Consider the following 23,095-nt stretch of genomic DNA (forward strand, 5'->3'; position numbering starts at 1 on the left):
GTGCACTTATGCTCGATCGTGAAGGGTTCCGCCCCAACGTCGGCATCATCCTGCTGAACGCCAATAACGAGGTGTGGTGGGGCAAGCGGGTGCGCGAGCACTCATGGCAGTTTCCGCAAGGGGGTATCAAATACGGCGAGACGCCGGAGCAGGCGATGTACCGCGAGCTCGAGGAAGAAATCGGCCTGCGCCAGGAGCACGTCAAGATCGTGGGCCGTACCCGCGACTGGCTGCGCTATGAGGTGCCAGATCACTTCATCAAGCGCGAGATCCGCGGCCACTACCGTGGCCAGAAGCAGATCTGGTTCCTGCTGCGCATGATGGCGCGCGATAACGACGTCAACCTGCGCCTGACCGACCATCCCGAGTTCGATGCCTGGCGCTGGCACGACTACTGGGTGCCGCTGGACGTGGTCATCGAATTCAAGCGCGATGTCTACCAGCGCGCCTTGCAGGAACTGTCGCGCTTCCTCACCTGGCCGGCCAAGGGCCCGAACGGCGAGCGCCGCCACAGCGCACGCTACCTGCGCCAGCCGCATGGCCGCGCGCAGGGCACCGGCAAGGGGACGTCGCCGCAGCCGGCACTGGCGGCAGCGGCCACCAAGCCGGCGACGCCGGACTCGCTGGTGCTGGTGCCGGACGAGTAAGCAAGGGGGAGCCTGACTCTAGTCGAACCAAATGTGAGCTGAGGTGTCCAAACGTGATCATGGAAATCACGATAGGGATCGGACAGGCCGCGAGGCTGGTGGGGGCCACTGTGACGCTGCAGCGCTGGGACCGGGAGGAGCGGCTCGTCCCGGCAGCGCGCACCGCCAGCAACCGGCGCCGTTACACCGAGCGCCAGCTGCGACCGACCCTGGAAAGCCATTATGTTGCTGGCGCACCGGATCAGGATTGACGCGAGCGCAGCCCAGCGCGACTATTTCGCGCGCGCGGCCGGCACCGCCCGCCGCGTCTGGAATTGGCCCCTGGCCGAATGGCGGCGCCAGGCCGCGCTGGGCTTGACGCCGAACCAAGCTCACCACCCGACTCTGTGGCCAACGTGCGCCTGTCGCGCGCGACCGCCGACGTCGGTTTCTACGAAATCCGGCGGCAATTGCAGTACAAGGCGCAGCGCTACCGCACGGAGCTGGTGCTGGCGGACCGCTGGTATCCGTCCAGCAAGCTGTGCTCCCGGTGTGGCACGAAAAACGGCACTCTCACCCTCGGCCAGCGCAGCTGGACCTGCGGCGGGTGCGGCGCGACCACGACCGCGACGTCAACGCCGCGCTCAATCTGCCGCCGGCCTGGTGCCGGCGGGAGGCGGGAAAGTCACGCCTGTCAGGTACGAGCACGGTCAGGAGGACGGCTCGGGGCAGGAAGAGAACGATGCACACTTTTGTCCACGTTTTCGATAGCAGCAGCCTGCTCCCCCTTTTTCTGCGCCCCTGTCGGTGGCGCTTGCCCGCCAGGCCCCGTTTATGCGGGTCGAATTGTCAAAAGCACATATAGTCATGACAATGTCCGGATGAAATTATCCGCCAGCCTGCTCGCCTTCATCGCCCTCGTTGCCACGCTTCCGGCCCATGCGGACGAGGCGCTTCCCAAGGGCTGCAAGTACGTCAACGTCGCCAGCGTTCCCTTGCGTTATACCGGGCCAGGGCTTGAACTGACGATGGAAGGCTCGCTCAACGGCACGCCGGCCACCCTGCTGGTCGACACGGGCGCCAGCGACACCGCACTGACGCGTACCGGGACCGAGCCGCGCAACATGACACTGTGGAATACCGGCACCAGCGTCAGGGGTGTCGGCGGCTACAGCCGCGTCTACAACACGCGCTTCAAGGAATTCCGTGTCGGTCCGGTTTCCTCCAAGCCAGGCACGCTCAGGGTGATCCACGATTTCGGCATCGCCCCGGCGCAGGATGGCATCATCGGCGCCCCCTTCCTGCTGCAGGCCGACCTCGAATTCTCGCTGGCGGAAAAGCAGCTCCGCTTCTTCCGGCCGCTCGACTGCCGCAATGATTTCCTTGCCTACTGGGATCCGCAGGCGACGGTCATCCCCTTCGGGCACAGCGACAGCCGCAGTCCGAATCCCCATTTCACGGTCCTGCTGAATGGAAAGAAGCTGAACGCCATCATCGACAGTGGTGCCACCACAACCCTGGTCACGCTCGATGCCGCCAAGCGCGCCGGTCTCAAGCTCGACGCGCCTGGGGTCGAACGCGCAGGTTATGGCGCCGGCATCGGCGACGCCCTGGTGGCACGCTGGGTGACCGTGTTCGACACCCTGCAACTGGGCGCCGAGACCATCCGCAACGCGCGGGTCGGCGTCATCGATACCGACCTGCGCGACATCGACGTCCTGCTGGGGGTGGACTTTTTGCGCTCGCACCGGGTCCTGTTTGCGATGAGCCAGGAAAAGCTCTATATCAGCTATATCGGCGGCGAGCCCCTCGGGCAGCGGCGCGGCATCGAGCCCTGGATTCAACAGGAGGCGGACGGCGGGAATACGGACGCCCAGATGATGCTGTGGCGGCTGTACCAGAGCGGCCAGGGCGTGGCGCGCGACACGGTGCAGGCCAAAGCCTGGCTCGACCGCGCCGCCGCAGGCAACAACCCATTCGCCAATTTCTTCATTGGCCGTGGCCACATGTCGCGGCGCCAGTATGCGGAAGCAGCGCGCCACCTGCGCCTGGGCCTTGAGAAGCTGCCGGGCGACCGCAGCGCCGCCCTCTGGCTCTACCTGGCGCGCCTGCACCTGGGCGAAGCCGATGCGGCCCGGGCCGACCTGGAAAAGGTCTTCGCGCGCGACGACCGGGACCAGTGGCCGAATCCGATTGCGCGTCATTTCCTCGGCAAGCTGGACGAGCAGGAATTGCTGGAAGAAGCGCGTGACGACAAGGTCCGCGCCAAGGGCCAGGTCTGCCTCGCCAAGACCATGATGGGGGAACGGGCGGCGGCCATGGGCGACATGGAGAAGGCCAAGTCGATCATGTTCCACCGCCCCGAATGCGGAGCGACGCCGGCGCCGGAGAAGACCACCTGAAGCAGGCTGCGGCGGGAAGCGCTAGAATGCGGGCTTCCTGCCTTTTACCCTTCCCTCCAGCCATGTTTACTCCGTCCTCGCACGACGTACGCCGCTTTTTCTGCGAAGCCCTGCGCAAGCAGCGCAAGGGCGAGATCCTGACCCCGATGGACGCCATCGCGGCCGACTGGATCGTCCAGCATCCCGAATACCACGCCGAGCTCGAGGACGTGGAAGCGGCGATCGCGCGCGACTACTCGGTCGAGGGCGGCAAGCCGAACCCCTTCCTGCACCTGTCGATGCACCTGTCGATCGCCGAGCAGGTGTCGATCGACCAGCCGCGCGGCATCAAGGCCGCCCACGATGCCCTGGTCGCCAGACGCGGCGAGCACGACGCCCACCACGAGATCATGGAATGCCTGGGCGAGATGATCTGGGCTTCGCAGCGCAACGGGGTGCCGCCGGATACCGAGGCCTATATCGACTGCGTGCGCCAGCGCGCCGGCCGCTGAGAGAGCGCTGAAGCAAGCGATACAACAATGCGCCAGATGCCGCACTTTTTGTATGTATTTATGCACGGAGAATTGCATTAAAAGAAATTCTCCTTTTAGATGCATAGATGAACCCGACCTTCTCTCGCCCCCTCCTGCGCCTGGCCCTGGGCGCCGCCTGCATTCTCGCTCCTCTCGCCCACGCCGAGCCCGCCAAGTGCACCTACACCCCGATCGGCAAGCTGCCGCTGCGGTATAGCGGTCCTTCGCTGGCGATCACGACCGAGGGCACGATCAACGGCAAGCCGGCCGAGCTGCTGGTCGACACCGGCGCTTACGCGACCACGCTGACGCGTACCGGCACCGAGCGGCGCGGCATCCGGCTGTATGCCACCGGCCGCCACGCCAGCGGCTTCGGCGGCAGCTCCCCGATCTATGCCTCGATCGTCAACGAATTCATCGTCGGCCCGGTGCGCGCCGGCCGCAGCAACATGCCGGTGGTGGGCAGCTTCGGCGACACGCCCTCCTACGACGGGATCCTGGGTGCGCCCTTCCTGTTCCAGACCGACGTGGAAATCTCGCTGGCGTCTAAGCAGCTGACCTTCTTCGTGCCCGAGAAATGCGGCGGCACCTGGCTCGGCTATTGGGGCCAGGACGTGCAGGAAATCCCGCTGCGCCGCCATGACCAGCAACACAGTAATCCCAAGTTCTTTGTACGCGTCAACGGCAAGGAACTGGAGGCGATGATCGACACCGGGGCCTCGATCAGCGTGATCACCGCCGATGCGGCCAGGCGCGCCGGCATTTCGCTCGACGGCCCGAATGCCAGGCGCAACGGCGAGATCGCCGGCGTCGGCAACTATACGGCCTCGCTCTGGCAGGTGACGACCGAGTTCCAGATTGGCGAGGAAACCGTCAAGAACGCCGAAATGGGGGTGGAAAACTCCGGCCTGAACATGGCCGACGTGATCCTGGGCGCCGACTTCCTGCGCGCCCACCGCGTGCTGTTCGCCCTGAGCCAGAACAAGCTGTATTTCTCGTATGTGGGCGGCGAACCCTTCGGCCAGCGCCGCAAGCTCGAGCCCTGGATGGTGGCCGAGGCGGAAGGCGGCAACGCCGACGCCCAGTTCGCGCTGGCCAGCATCTACCGCAGCGGCGAGCTGGTCGCACAGGACAAGGAAACCTCGGCCGCATGGCTGGACAAGGCCGCCAGGGGCGGCAGTCCGTATGCCAACCTGTACTCCGGACGGGCGCTGCTCGTCAAGCGCGACTACGCCGGCGCCGCAAGCCGCCTGAGCAGCGCGCTCGACAGGCTGCCGGCCGAACGCCAGGGCGCCCTCTGGCTCTATCTCGCCCGCGTGCGCGCCGGCCAGCCGGATCTGGCGAAGTCGGAGCTGGCGGCCATCTTTGCACGCACCGAGCGCGACGAATGGCCGAAGCCGATCGGCGAGTTCTATCTCGGCACGCTCTCCGCCGAGAAGCTGCTGGCGGAGGCGGGAGACAGCCGCAGCAAGGGCAAGCAGCGGCGCTGCCAGGCGCTGGCGGCGATGGGCGACTGGTACCGGGCGCATGCGCAGGCGGAGGGGGTGAAAACCGTCGATGCCCAGATCAAGGACAGCTGCGACACCCCGGAACTGACCTATACCAGACTGGGCGACTGATCAGCGCGCGTCGGCCGCCAGCCGCGCGCGCTCGACCTGCTTGCCGCCCACCCACAGCGTGACGATGCTGTCCCAGGCCTGCACGCTTTCCAGGGGCGAGCGCCTCAAGAGGAGCAGGTTCGCGTCCTTCCCCACTTCGATGGTGCCGGCCCGCTCCAGGATGCCGAAGGCGCGCGCGTTGTTGAGGGTCGCGGCGCGGAACACCTGGGCCGGCGACATGCCTGCCTCCACCAGGTGCCCCATCTCCAGGTAGCCGTTCAGCCCCGGCAGGTTGCCGTAGGTCGGCGAGGACGGCGTGTCGGTGGCGAACAGGATGTTGGCGTCGCGCGCGGCCAGGTAGCCGACCACCTGGCGCAGCCGGCGCAACGGCGCTTCACTCGACTGCAGCATCTTCGCGTGGCTATGCCCTTCCGCCAGCTCTTCCCCGAACCAGCTGCCGGCCGGCGTCGCGAACCAGTCCGCCAGCGCCTGCGGCACCACCTTGCGCACGCCGGGGTGGCGCAGGTAGGCCGGGTCGAAATAGGCGTTCAGGCCGACCAGTACCCGCATGGTCGGCTGGTAGCCGGTCTTGTCGGCGACGATCCGGTCGAGCAGCGCCCGGATCTCGGCCGGCAGCTCCTTCTGGCCATTCAGGCTGCCCCAGTGCCACATGCCGTGCGCCAGCACGTCGGCCCGGTTCTCCACCGCGAAGCGCTGGCCTTCGAAGGAGTTGGCATGGGTGACCAGGGTCATGCCCGCGGCGCCGGCGGCGGCGCGCACCTCGGCGAACAGCGCCGGGGTCCACACCGGCAGATTCCTCTCCCGGCCGAAACCGCGTTCGAAGTGGGTCTTCACGCAGACGCCCCCATCCGCCCTGGCCCGCGCCACGCCGGCCGCCGGGGTGTGCTCCTCGGGACGGTAGCCGGCCGGGACGCTCGTGGGCTGGGCCGGATCGACAACCGAATTCGGGAAGGCCGCGAAGCGCGTCGCGGCCGGCAGGAAGGACATCGGATAGCCGTTCGCCATCGGCAGCGGCTGGCCGCAATGGACCAGGTCCGGGGCCAGGGGCGCGCTCCGGAAGCGCTCGATCACCTTCATGTCGGCCACCGCCAGGTCGACCACGGTGGTGTAGCCGTAATACAGGAAGGAGCGCGGCAGCTGCCGTGCATAGGCCTCGGCCAGGGCGCGCTCCTGCTTCGCCTGGTCCAGGCTCATGCCCGGCACCGCATGCAGGTGGACGTGGGAATCGATCAGGCCGGGCGTGAGGTAATAAGCCTTGCCGTCGACGCGCCGGGCGCCGGGCGGCATGCGCCCACCCTTGCCGCGGTGGACGGCGGCGATGCGGCCATCTTCCACCAGCACGCTGCCCGGCTCGACGCGGTCGAGTTTTTCGGGCGAGACCAGTTTGACATTGGTGATCCAGACCGCCTCGGCGGCGGCTTGTGGGACCTGCAGCAGGCCGGCCAGCAGCACGGCGAACAAATACTTGTACTTCATGCGAACACTCCATCGTCACGTTGAAACGAGTCTCGAGTGTGGCCGGACAGGGAGGTTAAGGCGTGGCGAATCATGATTCGGGACCTTCAGGCGCTTGATAACACCCGTTCCTGGGCCGGTTCACCGCGCCGGTATTCGCCCGGGGTCATCCCGGCATGCGCCTTGAATACCCGGTTCAGGGCGCTCTTGCTGTTGAAGCCCGCCGCCATGGCCAGGTCGAGGATGGTGCGCTCGCGCTGGGCCGGGTCGCGCAGCGCTTCCTTGAGCGCCTCGACCCGGTAGCGGTTCAGGTAATCCTGGAAGTTGGCGCCGCAAACGCCGTTGATCAGCTGGGACAGTTCGTGCGCGGTCATTGCCAGGCGCTCGGCCAAGCCTTCCAGTTTCAGTTCGCCGTCGCGCCAGGGCTGCTCGCCCGTCATGCAAGCCTCCAGGCGCGCCAGGAATTCGCTGCGCTGGTTCTCGGGCAGCAGTTTGTCGCCGTAGCGCTGTTTCGGCGGCGGCGCCGCTTCGGGCAAGCCGTATCCCAGCGGCTGGCGAATCGCCAGGTAGGCGGTCGCGTACAAAAAGTACAGCAGCACCAGCGCCCCGGTCACGTCCGCGGAAACCGGCAGCTCGAAGGGCGCGAACTCCAGAATGAGGACCAGCATGCTCAGCAAGCCGCCAAACAGCCAGATTCCCAACAGGCGGCGCAGGCCGGGCGCCAGCGGATGGGCGGCCGCGCCGACCAGCCGGTAACAGGCGCGCACATAGGCGAGGAAGAGCAGGAGTTTGGCGATAGCTGCCGCCCCCAGGTACCACGGCGGACCATCCAGGCCCTGCATCCAGGCCAGCTTGGCGGCGGCCGGCTGCAGGTAGAAAGGCAGCAGCGCCAGCGTGACCAGGGCGAAGGGAAGGAAGTGCGGCAGCCGGCGCCGGCCCAGCGGCTGCTCGAGCAGGAGTCGCGTGAAGTAGAGGTAGAGCAGCGGCCCGGTCGCGAAGCCCAGCGGCAGGACGATCAGGGCGCTGTGCGGCCAGCTTCGATACAGCCCGGCCATGCCCAGCCAGGCATGGCCGACGACGGCCACGCACACCAGCATCAGGGCGGCGAGCAGCCCGTTTGCGCCCCGCACTTCCGGCCGGCGCGCGCCCAGCAACAGGAGGACGGCGGCCAGGAACAGGCCCTGGCCGATGGCCAGCAGGAAGAGTCCGGACAGGATGGTCGTCAGCACGCGCGCGTCAAGCTCTGCGAATTGGTGATCCGGCCATTCTGCCCGAATCAGCCCAGCTTGTCGTCGGCGACGTGGTAGCGCGGGTCTTCCGGCAAGTTCACTTAGATCATGTCCTTCGCCTTCTCCAGCAGTTCGCGGCAGTCCGGACTCAGGTGGCGCAGGTGCAGGCGCTTAACCCGGCGCGCGGAAGTGGTCGGCCACGCGCGCTTCGGGGACGAGCGCGAGGGCGACGATCAGGCCGCTGAGCAGCTTGGATCTGATGTGGGAGGGGACATGGAATCGGTCGATACAAAAACAAACCCCCCGCCGGCTGCCCGGTTCGGGGGGATCGACAGTTTACCAGCTGGACGCCGGTAAAGCTGTATGAAGGCTTGGTGAGGGCTTATTTGCTGACGACGAAATTCGACGGCAGGCTGGCGAGGTAGGCGCCGATGTCCGCCATGTCCTGGTTCGACAGCGGCTGTACCTGGCCCGCCATGATCGGGTTGGTGCGGCCGTTGGTGCTGGCGCCGCGCTTGTAGGCGCGCAGGGCGTGGGTCAGGTAGTCGGCATGCTGGCCGGCCAGCTTCGGATAGCTCGGGTCGATCGGCTTGTTGTAGTCGGCGCCGTGGCAGGATGCGCAGTTGTACTTCTTGGCCAGGGCCTCGCCTTTCGCGACGTCGGCGGCCGAAGCATTCAGGCAGAAAGCGCCGGCAACCAGCGTATAGATCAGTTTTTTCATCGGCTGGTCCTCAGCGTTTGGCGGTGGCGGGAGTCTGCTGCGAATAATAGGCGGCGACGTCGGCGATGTCCTGGTCGCTCAGCGAGGCGGCGATGCCCATCATCGACGGGTTCTTGCGCTCGCCCTTGCGATAGGCCTTGAGTGCGCCCTCGATATACTTGGCCGACTGGCCGCCGATCATGGGAACGCGGTAGACCTCGGGGAAGCCCGACTTGTAGCCCGGGATGCCGTGGCAGCCGATGCACATTTCGATCTTGGCCGGTGCTGCTTTCGGATTGCCGACAACTTCCGCCGCGGCGGCCGGGGTGACACTGGCGGCAAACGCTGCCAATACCAGTAGTGCTAAAGATGTTTTCATGGGTGTGGCTCGTTAGTTGTAATTCGAATACCGCAAACGCACAAAAAGTTAGCAAATGGACTACCAACCTGTCGATTCTATCTGAAGAGTTGTCCCCAGTCTACAAACGCACGCCACCTGTCCGGCCTGCGGTTCTGGAATATACTCCCCTTCATTTCACTCGAATCCAGAACGCCCATGCACGCTTCCCAACGCTTCGAAGGCAGCGACAACTACGTCGCCACCGCCGACCTGAAACTGGCCGTCAACGCCGCCCTGACCCTGGGCCGCCCCCTGCTGATCAAGGGCGAGCCGGGCACCGGCAAGACCATGCTGGCCGAGGAAGTCGCCGCCGCGCTCGACATGCCGCTGCTGCAGTGGCACGTGAAGTCGACCACCAAGGCCCAGCAGGGCCTGTACGAGTACGACGCGGTGTCGCGCCTGCGCGACTCGCAGCTGGGCGACGAACGGGTGCGCGACATCCACAACTACATCGTCAAGGGCGTGCTGTGGCAGGCCTTCACCGCGCCGGAGCCGGTCGTGCTGCTAATCGACGAGATCGACAAGGCCGACATCGAGTTCCCGAACGACCTGCTGCGCGAACTGGACCGCATGGAGTTCTACGTCTACGAGACCCGCGAGATGGTGGTGGCCAGGCACCGGCCGTTGGTGATCATCACTTCGAACAATGAGAAGGAACTGCCGGACGCCTTCCTGCGCCGCTGCTTCTTCCATTACATCAAATTCCCGGACCGCGAGACGATGGCCGACATCGTCAAGGTCCACTTCCCGACCCTGAAGCAGGACCTGCTGGCCGCCGCGCTGCAGAGCTTCTATGAGCTGCGCGAGGTCGCAGGCATCAAGAAGAAGCCCTCGACCTCGGAATTCCTCGACTGGCTCAAGCTGCTGCTGGCCGAGGACATCCCGGCCGAAGCCCTGCGCAGCCAGGACAGCAAGGCCATCGTGCCGCCGCTGCACGGCGCCCTGCTGAAGAACGAACAGGATGTGCACCTGTTCGAGCGCCTGATCGCCATGTCGAGGGCCAACCGATGATCAAGCTAGCGCCGGTGACGCTCGAGTTCAACGGCCTGCGCCTGGAACCGCTCGCGCCCCACCATGAGGACGGCCTGCGCGCGGCGGCCAGCGACGGCGAATTGTGGAAGCTGCGCGTGACCAGCGTGCCCGAGCCGCACGACGTCGCCCGCTACATCGGCACCGCCCTCGATACCCGCGACCGGATGGCATTCGCCGTGATCGACGCCTATACGGACGTGCTGCTCGGCACGACCAGCTACCACGACATCGTGCCGGCGGCAGACCGCGTGGAGATCGGCTACACCTGGTATGCGAAACGCGTCCAGCGCAGCCACGTCAACACCAGCTGCAAGCTGCTCCTGCTGTCGCACGCCTTCGACACCCTCGGGGCCGGCGTGGTCGGCCTGCGCACCGACTGCGAGAACTTCGCCTCGCAGGCCGCGATCGAACGCCTGGGTGCGAAGAAGGATGGGGTGATCCGCCACCACGTCCTGCGCCGCGACGGCACGGTGCGCGACACCGTCATGTACAGCATCCTGCGGTCCGAGTGGCCCGCCATCAAGAGCGCCCTGCACGGGCGGCTGGAGCGGCACGCGCGGGGGTGAACCTATGCTGATCGATTTCTTCTATACGCTGCGCGATGCGAAAGTCCCGGTCACGATCAAGGAATTCCTGACCCTGCTGGAGGCCATGCAGCGCGGCATCACCGCGCCCTCGCTCGACGAGTTCTATTACCTGGCGCGCCTGACCCTGGTGAAGGACGAAGCCCATTTCGACAAGTTCGACCGTGCCTTCGGCGCCTTTTTCCACGGCGTGAACGCGGTGTTCGACGAGAAGGCCGACATCCCGCTCGACTGGCTGCTCAAGCGCTTCGAGCGCGAGCTCACGCCGGAACAGCGGGCGGCGCTGGAAAAGCTCGGCTACGACAAGCTGCAGCAGCGCCTGGAAGAACTGCTGAAGGAGCAGAAGGGCCGCCACGAAGGCGGCAACAAGTGGATCGGCACCGGCGGCACGTCGCCCTTCGGGAACGGCGGCACCAACCCGGAAGGCATCCGCATCGGCGGCCAGAGCCGCAACCGCACGGCGGTGAAGGTGTGGGAACAGCGCAGCTACCGCGACTACGACGACGAGCGCGAACTGGGCACCCGCAACATCAAGGTGGCGCTGCGCCGCCTGCGCCGCTTCGCGCGTCAGGGCGCGGCCGAAGAACTGGCGCTGGACGACACCATCCGCGCCACCGCCAGCAATGCCGGCTTCCTCGACATCCGCATGCAGCCCGAGCGCAAGAACCGCATCAAGGTGGTGATGCTGCTGGACGTCGGCGGTTCGATGGACGACCACATCGAGCGGGTCGAGGAACTGTTCTCGGCGGCCAAGAGCGAATTCAAGAACATGGAGTTCTATTACTTCCACAACTGCGTCTACGACTACCTGTGGAAGAACAACCGGCGCCGCCACAGCGAGCGCTTCCCGACCTGGGACGTGCTGCGCACCTACCCGCTAGATACCCGCGTGCTGTTCGTGGGCGACGCCACCATGAGTCCCTACGAGGTGCTGGCGCCGGGCGGCTCGGTCGAGTACAACAACGAAGAAGCCGGCGCGGCCTGGCTGGCGCGCTTCACGAATGCCTTCCCCAAGTTCGCCTGGCTCAATCCGGAGCCGGAACACCTGTGGCAGTACCGGCAGTCGATCGCTGTCATCAAGCAGATCATGAACGACCGGATGTTCCCGATTACGCTCGAGGGGCTGGAACGGGCGATGCGCCTACTCAGCAAGTAGGACGCTTCGCACATCAATCGTGCGCATCGCCCCCTCTTGTAGAATTGGCAAAAATACCACATGCCGATGAGGGGAACCGATGCCCGACCTGCTGCCTGCCCTGACCAGCCTCGCATGGCCGATCGCGCTCGCGATCGCCTGGCTGGCCGGCGAATTCGGGCAGCGCTGGACCGGCCTGCCGCGCATCAGCTTCTATGGCCTGGTCGGCTTCGCGCTGGGCAGCTCGCAGATCGGCGTGCTGCCGCCGCCCGACGCCGGCCCGGTGGCGCTGCTGGCCGACATCGCCTTCGGCCTGATCCTGTTCGAGCTGGGCTACCGCATCAACCTGCGCTGGCTGCGCCACAATCCCTGGATCGGCGCGGCCGGACTGCTTGAATCCGGGCTCACTTTCGTGCTGGTCTACCTGGTCGCGATCGCCTTCGGCAGCTCGCAGCTGATCGCGCTGATGATGGCCGCGCTGTCGATGGGCACCTCGCCCGCCACCATCGTCCGCGTCATCAACGAGCAGCGCAGCTCGGGCCAGGTCACCGAGCGCGTGCTGCACCTGACGGCGCAGAACTGCGTGCTCGCGGTGTTCGCCTTCAACGCCATCATCGGCTTCTGGATCTTCCGCACCTTCGACGCGGTGGGCGAAGCCCTGTGGCAGAGCCTCGTGATGCTGGCCGGCTCCGCCCTGGTGGGGGCGGTGTTCGGCGTCGTGGTCCCGGCCCTGCTGCGCGCCATCCACAACCCGCGCCAGGACGCCACCGTCGCCTTCGCGCTCGCCATCGTGCTGCTGGTGGCGGTGTGCGACGCCGGCACGCTCTCGCCCTACATCGCCACGCTGGCCTTCGGCCTGACGGCGCGCCACCGCCGCCTCGCCTTCAGCCAGGCGCAGCGCAACTTCGGGGCGCTGGGCGAAGTGTTGACCGTGCTGCTGTTCATCTATGCCGCCTCGACGCTCGACTGGCGCCAGATCGCCGCCGGCAGCGCGCTGGCGGTCAGCGTGGTGCTGGTGCGCCAGCTGGCCAAGACCGTCGGCGTGACCGCCCTCGCCCACCTGTCCGGGGTCTCCTGGCGCAAGGGCGCGCTCACCGGGCTGGGACTGGCGCCGCTGTCGGTATTCGTGATCCTGCTGATCGAGCACGCGCGCCACGCGGGCGTGCACGTGGTCGAGGAACTCCGCGCGATGGCGGCGGTGACCATGCTGCTGGAAGTGTTCGGTCCCGTCATCATCCAGCGTGCGCTGGTGTGGGCGCGCGAATCCTCTCCCGACCTGCCGGAGCAGACCCATGCCGCTTGAAGCCTTCACCGCCTCCCGGCCGCTCACCTTCGGGGTGGAGCTGGAACTGCAGCTGGTCAGCCTGTCGGACTTCGACCTGACCGCCGCCGCCCCCGACCTGCTGCACCTGTTGAAGCGCAAGCCCTTCCCGGGCAACGTGACGCCCGAGATCACCGAGAGCATGATCGAGATTAACTCGAGCGTGCACACGTCCTACGGGCCCCTGCTGGCCCAGCTGCTCGAGATCCGCGACACCCTGGTGGCGGCCGGCGACCTGCTCAACGTCGGCATCGCCGGCGGCGGCACCCATCCCTTCCAGCACTGGTCGGAACAGAAGATCTCGAGCAAGCCGCGCTACGAGTACCTGTCGCAGCTGTACGGCTACCTGGCCAAGCAGTTCACGGTGTTCGGGCAGCACGTGCACATCGGTTGCGCCGACGGCGACGACGCGCTCTACCTGCTGCATGCGCTGAACCGCTACCTGCCGCACTTCATCGCGCTGTCGGCCTCCTCGCCCTTCGTGCAGGGCCACGACAGCGGCTTCGATTCGGCGCGCCTGAATTCCGTGTTCGCCTTCCCGATGAGCGGGCGCGCGCCCTTCGTGCACACCTGGCAGGAGTTCAGCGATGTCTACTTCGCCAAGATGGAGCGCACCAACATCATCAAGAGCATGAAGGACTTCTACTGGGACCTGCGGCCCAAGCCGGAATTCGGCACCATCGAGCTGCGCGTGTGCGACACGCCGCTGACGGTCGAGCGCGCGGCGGCGATCGCCGGCTACCTGCAGGCCCTGTGCCGCTACCTGCTCACCCGCCCGGAAGAAGCGCCCGCCGAGGACGACTACCTGGTCTACAACTACAACCGCTTCCAGGCCTGCCGCTTCGGGCTGGAAGGCGCGATCACCCATCCGAAGACCTACGAATCGATCCCGCTGCGCGACGACATCCTGGCGACGCTGGAAAAGATGATGCCGCACGCCGAGGCGCTTGGCAGCGTCGACGCGCTGCAGCACCTGGCCCTGGCGGCGCGCGAAGGCAGCGACGCCAGCCAGTTGCGGCGGGTATTCGAGCGCGAGGGCAGCGTGGAAGGTATGGTCAATGCCGCGATCCAGCGCTTCCGCGGCGACCGCCGCATGCGCATCCGCTAGCCCTCCCCTTCAATCATGTACGGCGCGCGAGTCCGGCGGCGCCCCGTCGCGCGCCTGCAGGCCATAATCGCGCACGACCTCGGCCACCCGCAGGCGATAGTCGCTGAACACCCCGGCGCGCCCCTGGGCCTGCGCCGCCCGGTGCGCCTCCAGGCCGCGCCAGCGCGCCACCGCCGCTTCGTCGCGCCAGAACGACAGGGACAGGATGCGTCCGGGCCGCGACAGGGATTCGAAACGCTCGATCGAGACAAAGCCGTCGATGCTCTCCAGTTGCGCGCGCAGGCCGGCCGCGAGCTCGAGGTAGGCCTGGCGCTGCCCCGGCGCCGGCTCCACCTCGAAGATCACGGCGATCATGCCTGCGCCTCGCGCCCCAGCGTCCCCTCGACGACTTCGGTGAAGCTGCGCCATTCGCGCAGGATGAAGCGCTGTTCCTGCGCCAGCGCGAAGTTGGCGCGGGCTTCCGGGTCGGTCTTCAAACGGCCGCGGTAGGCCTCGTAGGCGGCCAGGCTGTCGAAGGCGACCAGGCCCCAGGCTTCGTCGTTCGTTCCCTCATGCGGCAGGAAGTAGCCGAGCAGCTGCCCGCCGAGGCGCGGAATGATGCGGCCCCAGTTCTCGGCATAGTGGCGGAAGTGCTCGCGCTGGAAGGGGTCGATCCGGTAGCGGATGAAGCAGGTGATGGTCATGTGAGTCCTCTCGTGGTGGAAGCGCCCATTCTGGCCGTTTGCGCCCGGCGATGCTTCGGCTAAGATCGAAGCATGGGACCGAATATCACGAACATCGCCGCACTGATCGGCGACCATGCCAGGGCAAGGGCGCTGACCGTGCTCATGGCCGGCCGCGCGCTCACGGCCACCGAACTGGCCGACGCCGCCGGCGTCACCCGGCAGACCATCAGCACCCACCTGGCGCAGCTGGTCGACGCCGGCTTGCTGGCGGTGGAAAAGCAGGGCCGCCACCGCTACTTCCGCATCGCCGATCCGGAGGTTGCGCAGATGCTGGAAACCCTGATGGGGGCGGCCGCCGATGCCGGCACCCGCGGGCCGCGGCCGGGGCCGCGCGAGCCGGCCCTGCGCAAGGCGCGCGTCTGCTATGACCACCTGGCCGGGGAACTCGGGGTGCTGGTATATGAACGCCTGGCCCAGCGCGGCGCCTTCACGCTGGGCCCGGACGGGATCGTGCTCACGCCGCAGGGCATGCAGGCGGTCGCGGCGCTGGGCCTGGACCCGGACGCGCCCGCGGAGGGGCGCCGGCCCTTCTGCCGCACCTGCCTCGACTGGAGCGAGCGGCGCCATCACCTGGCCGGCACGCTGGGCGCCAGGCTGCTGGGCCGCTTCGAGGCGCTGGGATGGGCCGGGCGGGTGCCGGACTCGCGGGTGCTGGCCTTCAGTCCCGCCGGGGAGGCGGCGCTGCGGGCCTGGCTGGATTGAGTCAGCCGGCGGCGACCGGCTTGCCGCCCCAGGACGCCTTCATGAAGCGTGCCAGCAGGGCTGGCCTGGCCGGCTGGGCGGGCGGCAGCTTCTCGTCCACCAGGCCGGCCCAGCGCTCGGCCAATTGCTCGCAGGTGGCGCGCAGCACCGGATCGATGTCCGGCAGGCGCGCCAGCGCACACAGGTGCCGCTCGATGACCGACGCCAGTTTCACGCAGGGCTGCTCGGCGTCGCCGCGCGCGGTGTAATGCGACATCAGGTGCAGCAGCGACGCCACCAGCAATGCGTCCTGGCTGCGCGGCGGCTGCGATGGCAGCGCCGGATCTGCAAATGGAGTGGTCATGCACGCCCTTCTCACGAATACGCGGTCAAATGAATGAGAATGATTCTCATTCATTATTGTACGACCTCGAAATGAAAGCAAGCGTTTTTAGAGCCGCGTTTCGCGCGCGGCGCGCAGGAACTCGTCCAGCACCGGCGTGCAGTCGAGCAGTTCGGTGCCGCCGGCGCGGTGGAATTCCGGGTGCCACTGCAGGCCCATGACGAAGTCGGCGCGCTCGTAGCGGATCGCCTCGACGATGCCGTCGGGGTCGGAATAGGCCTCGATACGGATGTCGCGCCCCAGTTCCTTGACCGCCTGGTGGTGGATCGAATTGACGATCGGCCTTTCCACGCCCGCGAACATCTTGCCCAGCGAAGAGCCGGGCGGAAAGCGGATCGCGTGCCGGTGCGCGTCATAGAGTTCGTGCACGTGGGCCAGCGCCTCCGGCACGTTGGTGGCGACGTCCTGGTGCAGCGTTCCGCCGAAGGCGACGTTGATCAGCTGGCAGCCGCGGCACACGCCCAGCACCGGCTTGCCGGCATCGACGAATTCGTGCAGCAGCTCGAGTTCGTAGACGTCGCGCGCCCGGTCGCCGCTCCATTCGGGCCGGGTCGGAAATTCGGAGTAGGTCTGCGGCGCCACGTCCGCCCCGCCCTGCAGCACCAGCCCGTCGAGGTGGCGCGCGTAATGGCGCAGCGTGATGTTACTGGGGTGGAAAAGTCCACTCGTGTTCACGGTCGGGATCATGAACACCAGCACGTCGCGCGACATCACCCATTGGGCGATGGACTCTTCGAGGTATTGCAGGTTCTTGCTGAGCAGGCCCCTGGCGCCCGGCTCAGGATGAAAAATGCGGGCCGATACCCCGATGTGCAGGGTGCGGTGCATGAAGTCGCGGTTGAAGCGCTCGCGCAGCGCGCGCCAGCGCGAAGTCAGGACCCGCCCCGCCAGCGCCAGCGGCGTGTCGCCATCACGTTGATACTTTGCGTGGCCGCGCATGGTCTGGCCTTGCGTCGCGCGCCGGTCGGGCACCCGTACCGGCGTCTCGGGACGCTTGTCGATGGGGGGGCCGGGCTTGTCCTCGGGTGGTTTTTGTTCGTCTTCCGCCATATCTGCCAATATAGCCCTGGTATGGCCGCGCACGATTTGAAGTTGTTAAAAAAACCATCATCCGCGACTGCTCATCCATACAACAACGCCGCCTTGCGGGGATCGGGTTTTTGGTTAATACTGTATGTAATTACAGTGGTTTTAGCTTGGCAGTGCCAGCAGCTTCTGGAAAGTGGCCAGCAGGTGGCGGTCGGCGACCGGCTTGTCGAGCAGGCCGCGCACACCCGCATCGCGGGCGCGCAGGCTGTCGTACTTGAAGGATTGTCCCACCAGGAAGAGCACGGCGGTACGCCCTGCCCCCTCCTGGGATTTGATGGCGCTGCTCAGGCTGTACGGTTCGATGCCCGGCGCGCAGGTATTGATCATGACGAGCGACACCGGCGTCTCGTCGCACAGGCGCACCGCGGCGCGGCAGCTGTCGGTCCATTCGACCGGCCGGCCGCCGGCGCCGGGCAGCGTGCAGGCGGACTTGCCGGGCGTCGTGTTCAGTGTCGTGCCGAGGGTGTTGGCGATGGTATTGGCGACGACGCGCGCCACGTGGTCGCGGAAGGCGCCGCCCTTGTCGATGATGAGCACGGCGCCGTCGGGCGGTCCCTGGCGCAGGCGGGCATAGTAGGCCGGAGCCTCGGTATCCGGCTCCAGCCTCGGCCTTCGGCGCCGCTCGGGCAGGCAGCGCTCGCCGCGTGCGGCCAGGGCGGCCAGGGCCTGCACCCGGCTGTCGAGCAGCTCGGCCAGGGCATCGAAGAGGCTGGCCGGATCGACCGGACGCGGCAGGGTGCGGCGGCTGCTGGCGCCGTCGCCGCCGATGAGCAGGATGGGCTGCAGCGCGCCGGGCGGCAGGCAGGACAGCCGTGCCAGTGCGGCCGGGTTGCCGCCGTCGGCGAGGTAGAGGTCGGGTTCTTGCAGGCTGTCGTCGTGCAGGCAAAAATACGACGGCCCCGGAAGCGGAGCCTGTGCCAGCAAATGCTCGAGCTGTGCGCATTCAGCCGGCGCAAAACCGACCAGGCGGACAGAGAACGGATATCTGGGTGCGTGCATCGCTTTTCCAGCCTTTCCTTAGCACTTCCGGGTCACATCATTTTAATCTAGCACAAAGGTGCGAACTACCAAGCACGTTTTGGCATTCGCTTGAAAAGATCAATTTTTTCTGCCCGACAAGATAGAATGCGCAAGCATTGAATTAACCAAGATAAGCATGGCTTCCAAGAAACCCGCATCCGACTACAGCGAATCATCCATCCGCGTCCTCAAAGGACTCGAGCCCGTGAAACAGCGTCCGGGCATGTACACCCGGACCGAAAACCCGCTGCACATCATCCAGGAAGTGATCGACAACGCCTCCGACGAGGCGCTGGGCGGGCACTGCAAGAACATTGCCGTCACCCTGAACACGGACGGCTCCGTCACGGTCGAAGACGATGGCCGCGGGATCCCGGTTGGACTGCATCCGGAAGAAAACGTGCCGACCGTCGAAATCGTCTTCACCCGCCTGCACGCGGGCGGCAAGTTCGACAAGGGCTCGGGCGGCGCCTATGCCTTCTCGGGCGGCCTGCACGGCGTCGGCGTCTCGGTCACCAATGCGCTGTCGACGCGCCTCGAGATCACGGTCTGGCGCAAAGACGACGACGGCAACGGCGTGCACGACCTGGCCTTCGAAAACGGCGATCTGGTCGAGCCCCTGAGCTCGCGTCCGGCCGAGCGCGGCGGCAAGAAGAACGGCACCCGCGTCACCGCCCGCCCCGACCCGAAATACTTCGATTCCCCGAACATTCCGCTGGCCGACATGCAGCGCCTGCTGCGCTCGAAGGCCGTGCTGCTGCCGGGCGTGACCGTCACGCTCACCAACGCCAAGACCGGCGACGTCCAGACCTGGCGCTACGACGAAGGCCTGCGCGGCTACCTGCTCGAGGCGCTGAACCAGACCTCGGGCGGCCAGACCGTGATTCCGCTGTTCGAAGGCGCGCAGTATGCAGCCAGCGGCGACGAAGGTTTCGCCGAGGGCGAAGGCGCGGCCTGGGTGGTGGCCTGGACCGAGGAAGGCTCGGTCGTACGCGAGTCCTACGTCAACCTGATCACGACCGTCAGCGGCGGCACCCACGAATCCGGCCTGCGCGACGGCCTGTTCGGTGCGGTGAAGGGCTTCGTCGAGATGCATTCGCTGCTGCCGAAAGGCGTGAAACTGCTGCCGGAAGACGTGTTCGCGCGCGTCTCCTTCGTGCTGTCCGCGAAAGTGCTGGACCCGCAGTTCCAGGGCCAGACCAAGGAGCGCCTGAACTCGCGCGACGCGGTCAAGCTCGTCTCCACCTTCACCAAGCCGCCGCTCGAACTGTGGCTGAACCAGCACGTCGAATACGGCAAGAAGCTGGCCGAACTGGTCATCAAGCAGGCCCAATCCCGCCTGCGTTCGCTGCAGAAGGTCGAGAAGAAGAAGTCCTCGGGCGTGGCCGTGTTGCCGGGCAAGCTGACCGATTGCGAATCGACCGACATCACCCGTAACGAGCTGTTCCTGGTCGAGGGCGACTCGGCGGGCGGCTCGGCCAAGATGGGCCGCGACAAGGAATTCCAGGCCATCCTGCCGCTGCGCGGCAAGGTGCTGAACTCCTGGGAGACCGAGCGCGACCGCCTGTTCGCGAACAACGAGATCCACGACATCGCGGTGGCGATCGGCGTCGACCCGCACGGCGTGGACGACAATCCGGACCTCACCGGCCTGCGCTACGGGAAGATCTGCATCCTGTCCGATGCGGACGTGGACGGCTCGCACATCCAGGTGCTGCTGCTCACTTTGTTCTTCAAGCACTTCCCCGCCCTGTTCCGCAGCGGCCACATCTGCGTCGCCCGTCCGCCGCTGTACCGCGTCGACGTGCCGGCACGCGGCAAGAAGCCGCTGCAGAAGCTGTACGCGCTGGACGACGGCGAGCTGCTGGCGATCGAGGACAAGCTGAAGAAGGAAGGCCTGAAGGAAGGCGTGTGGAGCATCTCGCGCTTCAAGGGCCTGGGCGAGATGAACGCGGAACAGCTGTGGGAAACCACCATGAACCCGGATACCCGCCGCCTGCTGCCGGTCGCTTTCGGCGAATACAACCTGGCCGAATCGGCAGCGCGCTTCAACATGCTGATGGGTAAAGGCGAAGCCGCGGCGCGCCGCGCCTGGCTGGAAGAACACGGCAACGAAACGGAAGCCGACATCTGATGTCGCCCGCGGGCCGAACAGAACGAACTAAATCATGACGACGCAAGCAAGCCTCTTCGAACAACAACACGAGCCGTCCGACGACGTCGAAACGCTCACCCTCTCCACCTTCGCCGAGCGCGCCTACCTCGACTACGCCGTCTCGGTGGTCAAGGGCCGCGCCCTGCCGGACGTCTCGGACGGCCAGAAGCCGGTCCAGCGCCGCATCCTGTACTCGATGCACGAACTGGGCCTGGGCCACACCGCCAAGCCGCGCAAGTCGGCCACCGTGGTCGGCGACGTGCTCGGTAAACTGCACCCGCACGGCGACCAGTCGGTGTACGACGCGCTGGTGCGCATGGCCCAGGACTTCTCGCTGCGCTATCCGCTGATCGACGGCCAGGGCAACTTCGGCTCGCGCGACGGCGACGGCGCCGCGGCGATGCGTTACACCGAAGCGCGCCTGACGCCGGTGTCGCGCCTGCTGCTCGACGAACTCGACATGGGCACCGTGGACTTCCAGCCGAACTACGACGGCTCGACCACCGAACCGCGCCAGCTGCCGGCGCGCCTGCCGATGGTGCTGCTCAACGGCGCCTCGGGCATCGCGGTCGGCATGGCCACCGAGATCCCCTCGCACAACCTGCGCGAAGTGGCGTCGGCTGCCGTGGCCCTGATCCGCAACCCCAAGATCACCCACGCCGAGCTGATGACCCTGATCACCGGCCCGGACTTCCCGGGCGGCGGCCAGATCATCACCCCGGCCTCGAACATCGCCGACATGTACGCCTCCGGCCGCGGCTCGATGAAGGTGCGTGCGCGCTGGAAGATCGAAGAACTGGCGCGCGGCCAGTGGCAGGCGGTGGTCACCGAGCTGCCGCCGGGCACCTCGGCCCAGCGCGTGCTGGAAGAGATCGAGGAACTCACCAACCCGAAGATCAAGGCGGGCAAGAAGACCCTGCTGCCGGAACAGCTGGCGCTGAAGCAGACCATCCTGGGCGCGCTCGACACCGTGCGCGACGAGTCGGGCCGCGAAGCCGCGGTGCGCATCGTGTTCGAGCCGAAGTCGAAGAACCAGGACCAGGGCGAGTTCATGCTGATGCTGCTCGCGCACACCTCGCTGGAAACCTCGAGCCCGATGAACCTGGTGATGATCGGTGGCGACGGCCGCCCGCGCCAGAAGGGCCTGCTGGAGATCCTGCAGGAATGGGTCGACTTCCGCTTCGTCACCGTGCGCCGCCGTACCGAGTTCAAGCTGGGCAAGGTCAACGACCGCATCCACATCCTGGAAGGCCGCGAGACCGTCCTGCTGAACATCGACGAAGTCATCGCGATCATTCGCAATTCGGACGAGCCGAAGGCGGCGCTGATCGAGCGCTTCCGCCTGTCGGAGCGCCAGGCCGAGGACATCCTCGAGATCCGCCTGCGCCAACTGGCGCGCCTGGAAGCGATCAAGATCCAGCAGGAGCTGGCCGAGCTGCGCAGCGAGAAGGAAAAGCTCGAGGACATCCTCGAGAATCCGTCGAGCATGAAGCGCCTGATCATCCGCGAGATCGAAACCGACGCCAAGCAGTACGGCGACGAGCGCCGCACCCTGATCGAGGAAGCCGAGCGCGCCGTGGCCGAGCAGAAGCTCATCGACGAGCCGGTGACCGTGATCGTGTCGGAGAAGGGCTGGGTGCGTGCGCGCACCGGCATCGGCCACGACCCGGCGCAGTTCACCTTCAAGGCCGGCGACTCGCTGCTGCGGGCCTTCGAATGCCGCACCGTCGATTCCCTGATCGGCATCGGCAGCAACGGCAAGACCTTCTCGGTGCCGGTGGCCGCCCTGCCGGGCGCGCGCGGCGACGGCGTGCCGATCACCACCCTGGTCGACCTGTCGGGCGGCGTGCGCATCCTGCACTACTTCGCGGGTAACCCCGACACCCGCCTGCTGCTGGCGTCCTCGAACGGCTTCGGCTTCATCGCCAAGGCCGGCGACATGATCAGCCGCCTGAAGGGCGGCAAGTCCTTCATCACCCTGGACGACGGCGCCGTGCCGCTGCCGCCGCGGATCGTCAGCGACACCGCCGGCGCCATCGCCTGCCTGTCCGAGAAGGGCCGCGTGCTGGTGTTCGGCATCGACGAGATGAAGGTACTGACCAACGGCGGCCGCGGCGTGACCCTGATGGAGCTGGATCCGAAGGAAACCCTGCTGGCGGTGCAGCCGATCAACCAGAAGGGCCTGAACGTCATCGGCACCTGGGCCGGCTCCAAGCCGCGCACGGTGGAGCTGTTCGCGTCGGGACTGGAGCCGCACTTCGGCAAGCGTGCGCGCAAGGGCAAGCCGCTGTCGGCCAAGCTCAAGGCGCAGGACCTGGCGATGCGGGCGAACGAGGCTTGATCGTTTGAACGCACCATGAAAAACGCCGGCGCGATGCCGGCGTTTTCATTTGAAGCAGCGCTGCTTAGTGCTTGGCAGCTGCCTTGTGCACCTCGGCCGTCGCCTCGGCGCGCACCTGCTCGGTCTTGGCTGCGGCAGTCGCCTTGTCGGCCGCCGCCTCGACCTGGGTCTTGAGCAGCTTCTCGTCCGCCTTGATCATCTTCTTGTCGGCCTTCAGGTTCGCGTCCGCGATCTTCTCGCCGGCCTTGGCGGCTGCCTTGGCACGGTCTTCCGGATCAGCCTTGGTCACCTTCTCGGCAGCATCGGCGTGGGCTTCGGTAGCCTTGTTGAGAGCCTTCTGCTTCTTCTCGTTGGCATCGGCCACGGCCTTGTTCACCTTCTTGTCGGCCTTCTGGACGACCTTCATTTCCTTCGACTCGGCCTTGGCGATGTCTTCCTGCGCCTCGGCTTCTGCCTTCACGACGGCCTTGGTGGCGACCGGAGTGGTCGTGGTCTGGGCGTTGGCGGCGGTGGCCAGCAGGCCGGCGATGAGGGTAGCGATCAGTTTGTTCATGGTAT

The 23,095-nt window shown here is 66.6% G+C and carries 23 protein-coding genes and 2 pseudogenes; 15 read left to right on the top strand and 10 right to left on the bottom strand.

The features are described from left to right. Window positions 1-8: 8 nt before the first annotated feature. The 7 genes and pseudogenes from AC56LK_RS08115 to AC56LK_RS08145 all read left to right on the top strand — a co-directional run bounded on the left by AC56LK_RS08115 (window position 9) and on the right by AC56LK_RS08145 (window position 5,159). Complete coding sequence (locus AC56LK_RS08115; protein WP_497184046.1) at window positions 9-647, top strand: RNA pyrophosphohydrolase; 639 nt, start codon at window positions 9-11, stop codon at window positions 645-647. Window positions 648-706: 59 nt separating this feature from the next. Then, window positions 707-898 (top strand): MerR family DNA-binding transcriptional regulator, encoded by a 192-nt coding sequence (locus AC56LK_RS08120; RefSeq protein WP_497184275.1) that lies wholly within the window; start codon window positions 707-709, stop codon window positions 896-898. Next, window positions 870-932, top strand: a pseudogene (locus tag AC56LK_RS08125) (hypothetical protein); the annotation flags it as partial. The gene AC56LK_RS08120 and the pseudogene AC56LK_RS08125, both read left to right, overlap by 29 nt. A gap of 44 nt (window positions 933-976) precedes the next feature. After that, window positions 977-1,189, top strand: a pseudogene (locus AC56LK_RS08130) (zinc ribbon domain-containing protein); the annotation flags it as partial. Window positions 1,190-1,507: 318 nt separating this feature from the next. Next, window positions 1,508-3,028, top strand: a complete 1,521-nt coding sequence (locus tag AC56LK_RS08135) for an aspartyl protease family protein (RefSeq protein WP_497184276.1) — start codon at window positions 1,508-1,510, stop codon at window positions 3,026-3,028. Window positions 3,029-3,090: 62 nt separating this feature from the next. Further along, entirely contained in the window at window positions 3,091-3,519 is a 429-nt protein-coding gene (locus tag AC56LK_RS08140) for a DUF1841 family protein (RefSeq protein ID WP_497184047.1), read from the top strand. A 107-nt stretch (window positions 3,520-3,626) separates the two neighbouring features. Next, the gene (locus AC56LK_RS08145; protein ID WP_497184048.1) at window positions 3,627-5,159 is read left to right on the top strand and encodes an aspartyl protease family protein; all 1,533 of its coding nucleotides are present in this window, start codon (window positions 3,627-3,629) and stop codon (window positions 5,157-5,159) included. On the opposite strand, the gene AC56LK_RS08150 is transcribed toward AC56LK_RS08145, so the two are convergent. From AC56LK_RS08150 to AC56LK_RS08165, 4 genes are all read right to left on the bottom strand, one after another. Then, complete coding sequence (locus AC56LK_RS08150; protein ID WP_497184049.1) at window positions 5,160-6,635, bottom strand: amidohydrolase family protein; 1,476 nt, start codon at window positions 6,633-6,635, stop codon at window positions 5,160-5,162. It abuts the gene before it with no gap. Window positions 6,636-6,721: 86 nt separating this feature from the next. Beyond that, window positions 6,722-7,843 carry an AraC family transcriptional regulator gene (locus tag AC56LK_RS08155; RefSeq protein ID WP_497184050.1) on the bottom strand — a complete coding sequence of 374 codons (1,122 nt, stop codon included), beginning with the start codon at window positions 7,841-7,843 and terminating at the stop codon, window positions 6,722-6,724. Between the two features lie 382 nt (window positions 7,844-8,225). Then, window positions 8,226-8,564, bottom strand: a complete 339-nt coding sequence (locus tag AC56LK_RS08160; RefSeq protein WP_497184051.1) for a c-type cytochrome — start codon at window positions 8,562-8,564, stop codon at window positions 8,226-8,228. A gap of 10 nt (window positions 8,565-8,574) precedes the next feature. Continuing rightward, window positions 8,575-8,922 carry a c-type cytochrome gene (locus AC56LK_RS08165; RefSeq protein WP_497184052.1) on the bottom strand — a complete coding sequence of 116 codons (348 nt, stop codon included), beginning with the start codon at window positions 8,920-8,922 and terminating at the stop codon, window positions 8,575-8,577. A gap of 177 nt (window positions 8,923-9,099) precedes the next feature. Between AC56LK_RS08165 and AC56LK_RS08170 the strand changes: the two genes are divergently transcribed. From AC56LK_RS08170 to AC56LK_RS08190, 5 genes are all read left to right on the top strand, one after another. Further along, window positions 9,100-9,954, top strand: a complete 855-nt coding sequence (locus tag AC56LK_RS08170; protein WP_497184053.1) for an AAA family ATPase — start codon at window positions 9,100-9,102, stop codon at window positions 9,952-9,954. Continuing rightward, window positions 9,951-10,541, top strand: a complete 591-nt coding sequence (locus AC56LK_RS08175) for a GNAT family N-acetyltransferase (protein ID WP_497184054.1) — start codon at window positions 9,951-9,953, stop codon at window positions 10,539-10,541. Before AC56LK_RS08170 ends, AC56LK_RS08175 begins: the two co-directional genes overlap by 4 nt. Window positions 10,542-10,545: 4 nt before the next feature. Further along, window positions 10,546-11,715, top strand: coding sequence for a vWA domain-containing protein (locus AC56LK_RS08180; protein WP_497184055.1), 1,170 nt, complete (start codon window positions 10,546-10,548; stop codon window positions 11,713-11,715). A 79-nt stretch (window positions 11,716-11,794) separates the two neighbouring features. Continuing rightward, the gene (locus AC56LK_RS08185; RefSeq protein ID WP_497184056.1) at window positions 11,795-12,997 is read left to right on the top strand and encodes a cation:proton antiporter; all 1,203 of its coding nucleotides are present in this window, start codon (window positions 11,795-11,797) and stop codon (window positions 12,995-12,997) included. Beyond that, window positions 12,987-14,123: a YbdK family carboxylate-amine ligase gene (locus AC56LK_RS08190; RefSeq protein ID WP_497184057.1), complete on the top strand. Its 1,137-nt coding sequence runs from the start codon at window positions 12,987-12,989 to the stop codon at window positions 14,121-14,123. Before AC56LK_RS08185 ends, AC56LK_RS08190 begins: the two co-directional genes overlap by 11 nt. Before the next feature lie 9 nt (window positions 14,124-14,132). Here the strand turns inward: AC56LK_RS08190 and AC56LK_RS08195 are convergent, their stop codons facing one another. Then, window positions 14,133-14,477, bottom strand: a complete 345-nt coding sequence (locus tag AC56LK_RS08195) for an antibiotic biosynthesis monooxygenase family protein (RefSeq protein ID WP_497184058.1) — start codon at window positions 14,475-14,477, stop codon at window positions 14,133-14,135. After that, the gene (locus tag AC56LK_RS08200) at window positions 14,474-14,806 is read right to left on the bottom strand and encodes an NIPSNAP family protein (protein WP_497184059.1); all 333 of its coding nucleotides are present in this window, start codon (window positions 14,804-14,806) and stop codon (window positions 14,474-14,476) included. Before AC56LK_RS08200 ends, AC56LK_RS08195 begins: the two co-directional genes overlap by 4 nt. A gap of 72 nt (window positions 14,807-14,878) precedes the next feature. On the opposite strand from AC56LK_RS08200, the gene AC56LK_RS08205 reads away from it, so the two are divergent. Then, on the top strand, window positions 14,879-15,550 hold the full coding sequence (locus tag AC56LK_RS08205) for an ArsR/SmtB family transcription factor (protein ID WP_497184060.1): 672 nt from the start codon (window positions 14,879-14,881) through the stop codon (window positions 15,548-15,550). 1 nt (window position 15,551) lies between these two features. On the opposite strand, the gene AC56LK_RS08210 is transcribed toward AC56LK_RS08205, so the two are convergent. The 3 genes from AC56LK_RS08210 to AC56LK_RS08220 form a co-directional block, all read right to left on the bottom strand. Further along, window positions 15,552-15,893, bottom strand: a complete 342-nt coding sequence (locus tag AC56LK_RS08210) for a hypothetical protein (RefSeq protein ID WP_497184061.1) — start codon at window positions 15,891-15,893, stop codon at window positions 15,552-15,554. 87 nt (window positions 15,894-15,980) lie between these two features. Beyond that, window positions 15,981-16,982 carry a gamma-glutamyl-gamma-aminobutyrate hydrolase family protein gene (locus tag AC56LK_RS08215; RefSeq protein WP_497184062.1) on the bottom strand — a complete coding sequence of 334 codons (1,002 nt, stop codon included), beginning with the start codon at window positions 16,980-16,982 and terminating at the stop codon, window positions 15,981-15,983. Window positions 16,983-17,123: 141 nt separating this feature from the next. Continuing rightward, window positions 17,124-18,020: a response regulator gene (locus AC56LK_RS08220; protein WP_497184063.1), complete on the bottom strand. Its 897-nt coding sequence runs from the start codon at window positions 18,018-18,020 to the stop codon at window positions 17,124-17,126. A gap of 157 nt (window positions 18,021-18,177) precedes the next feature. On the opposite strand from AC56LK_RS08220, the gene AC56LK_RS08225 reads away from it, so the two are divergent. Next, window positions 18,178-20,175: a DNA topoisomerase IV subunit B gene (locus AC56LK_RS08225; protein WP_497184064.1), complete on the top strand. Its 1,998-nt coding sequence runs from the start codon at window positions 18,178-18,180 to the stop codon at window positions 20,173-20,175. Window positions 20,176-20,209: 34 nt separating this feature from the next. Beyond that, entirely contained in the window at window positions 20,210-22,537 is a 2,328-nt protein-coding gene (parC, locus tag AC56LK_RS08230) for a DNA topoisomerase IV subunit A (protein WP_497184065.1), read from the top strand. 64 nt (window positions 22,538-22,601) lie between these two features. Here parC and AC56LK_RS08235 read toward each other — a convergent pair whose 3' ends face one another. Next, window positions 22,602-23,090: a hypothetical protein gene (locus AC56LK_RS08235; protein WP_497184066.1), complete on the bottom strand. Its 489-nt coding sequence runs from the start codon at window positions 23,088-23,090 to the stop codon at window positions 22,602-22,604. Window positions 23,091-23,095 lie beyond the last annotated feature (5 nt).

Source organism: Telluria sp. ZB4P36 (assembly GCF_059685865.1).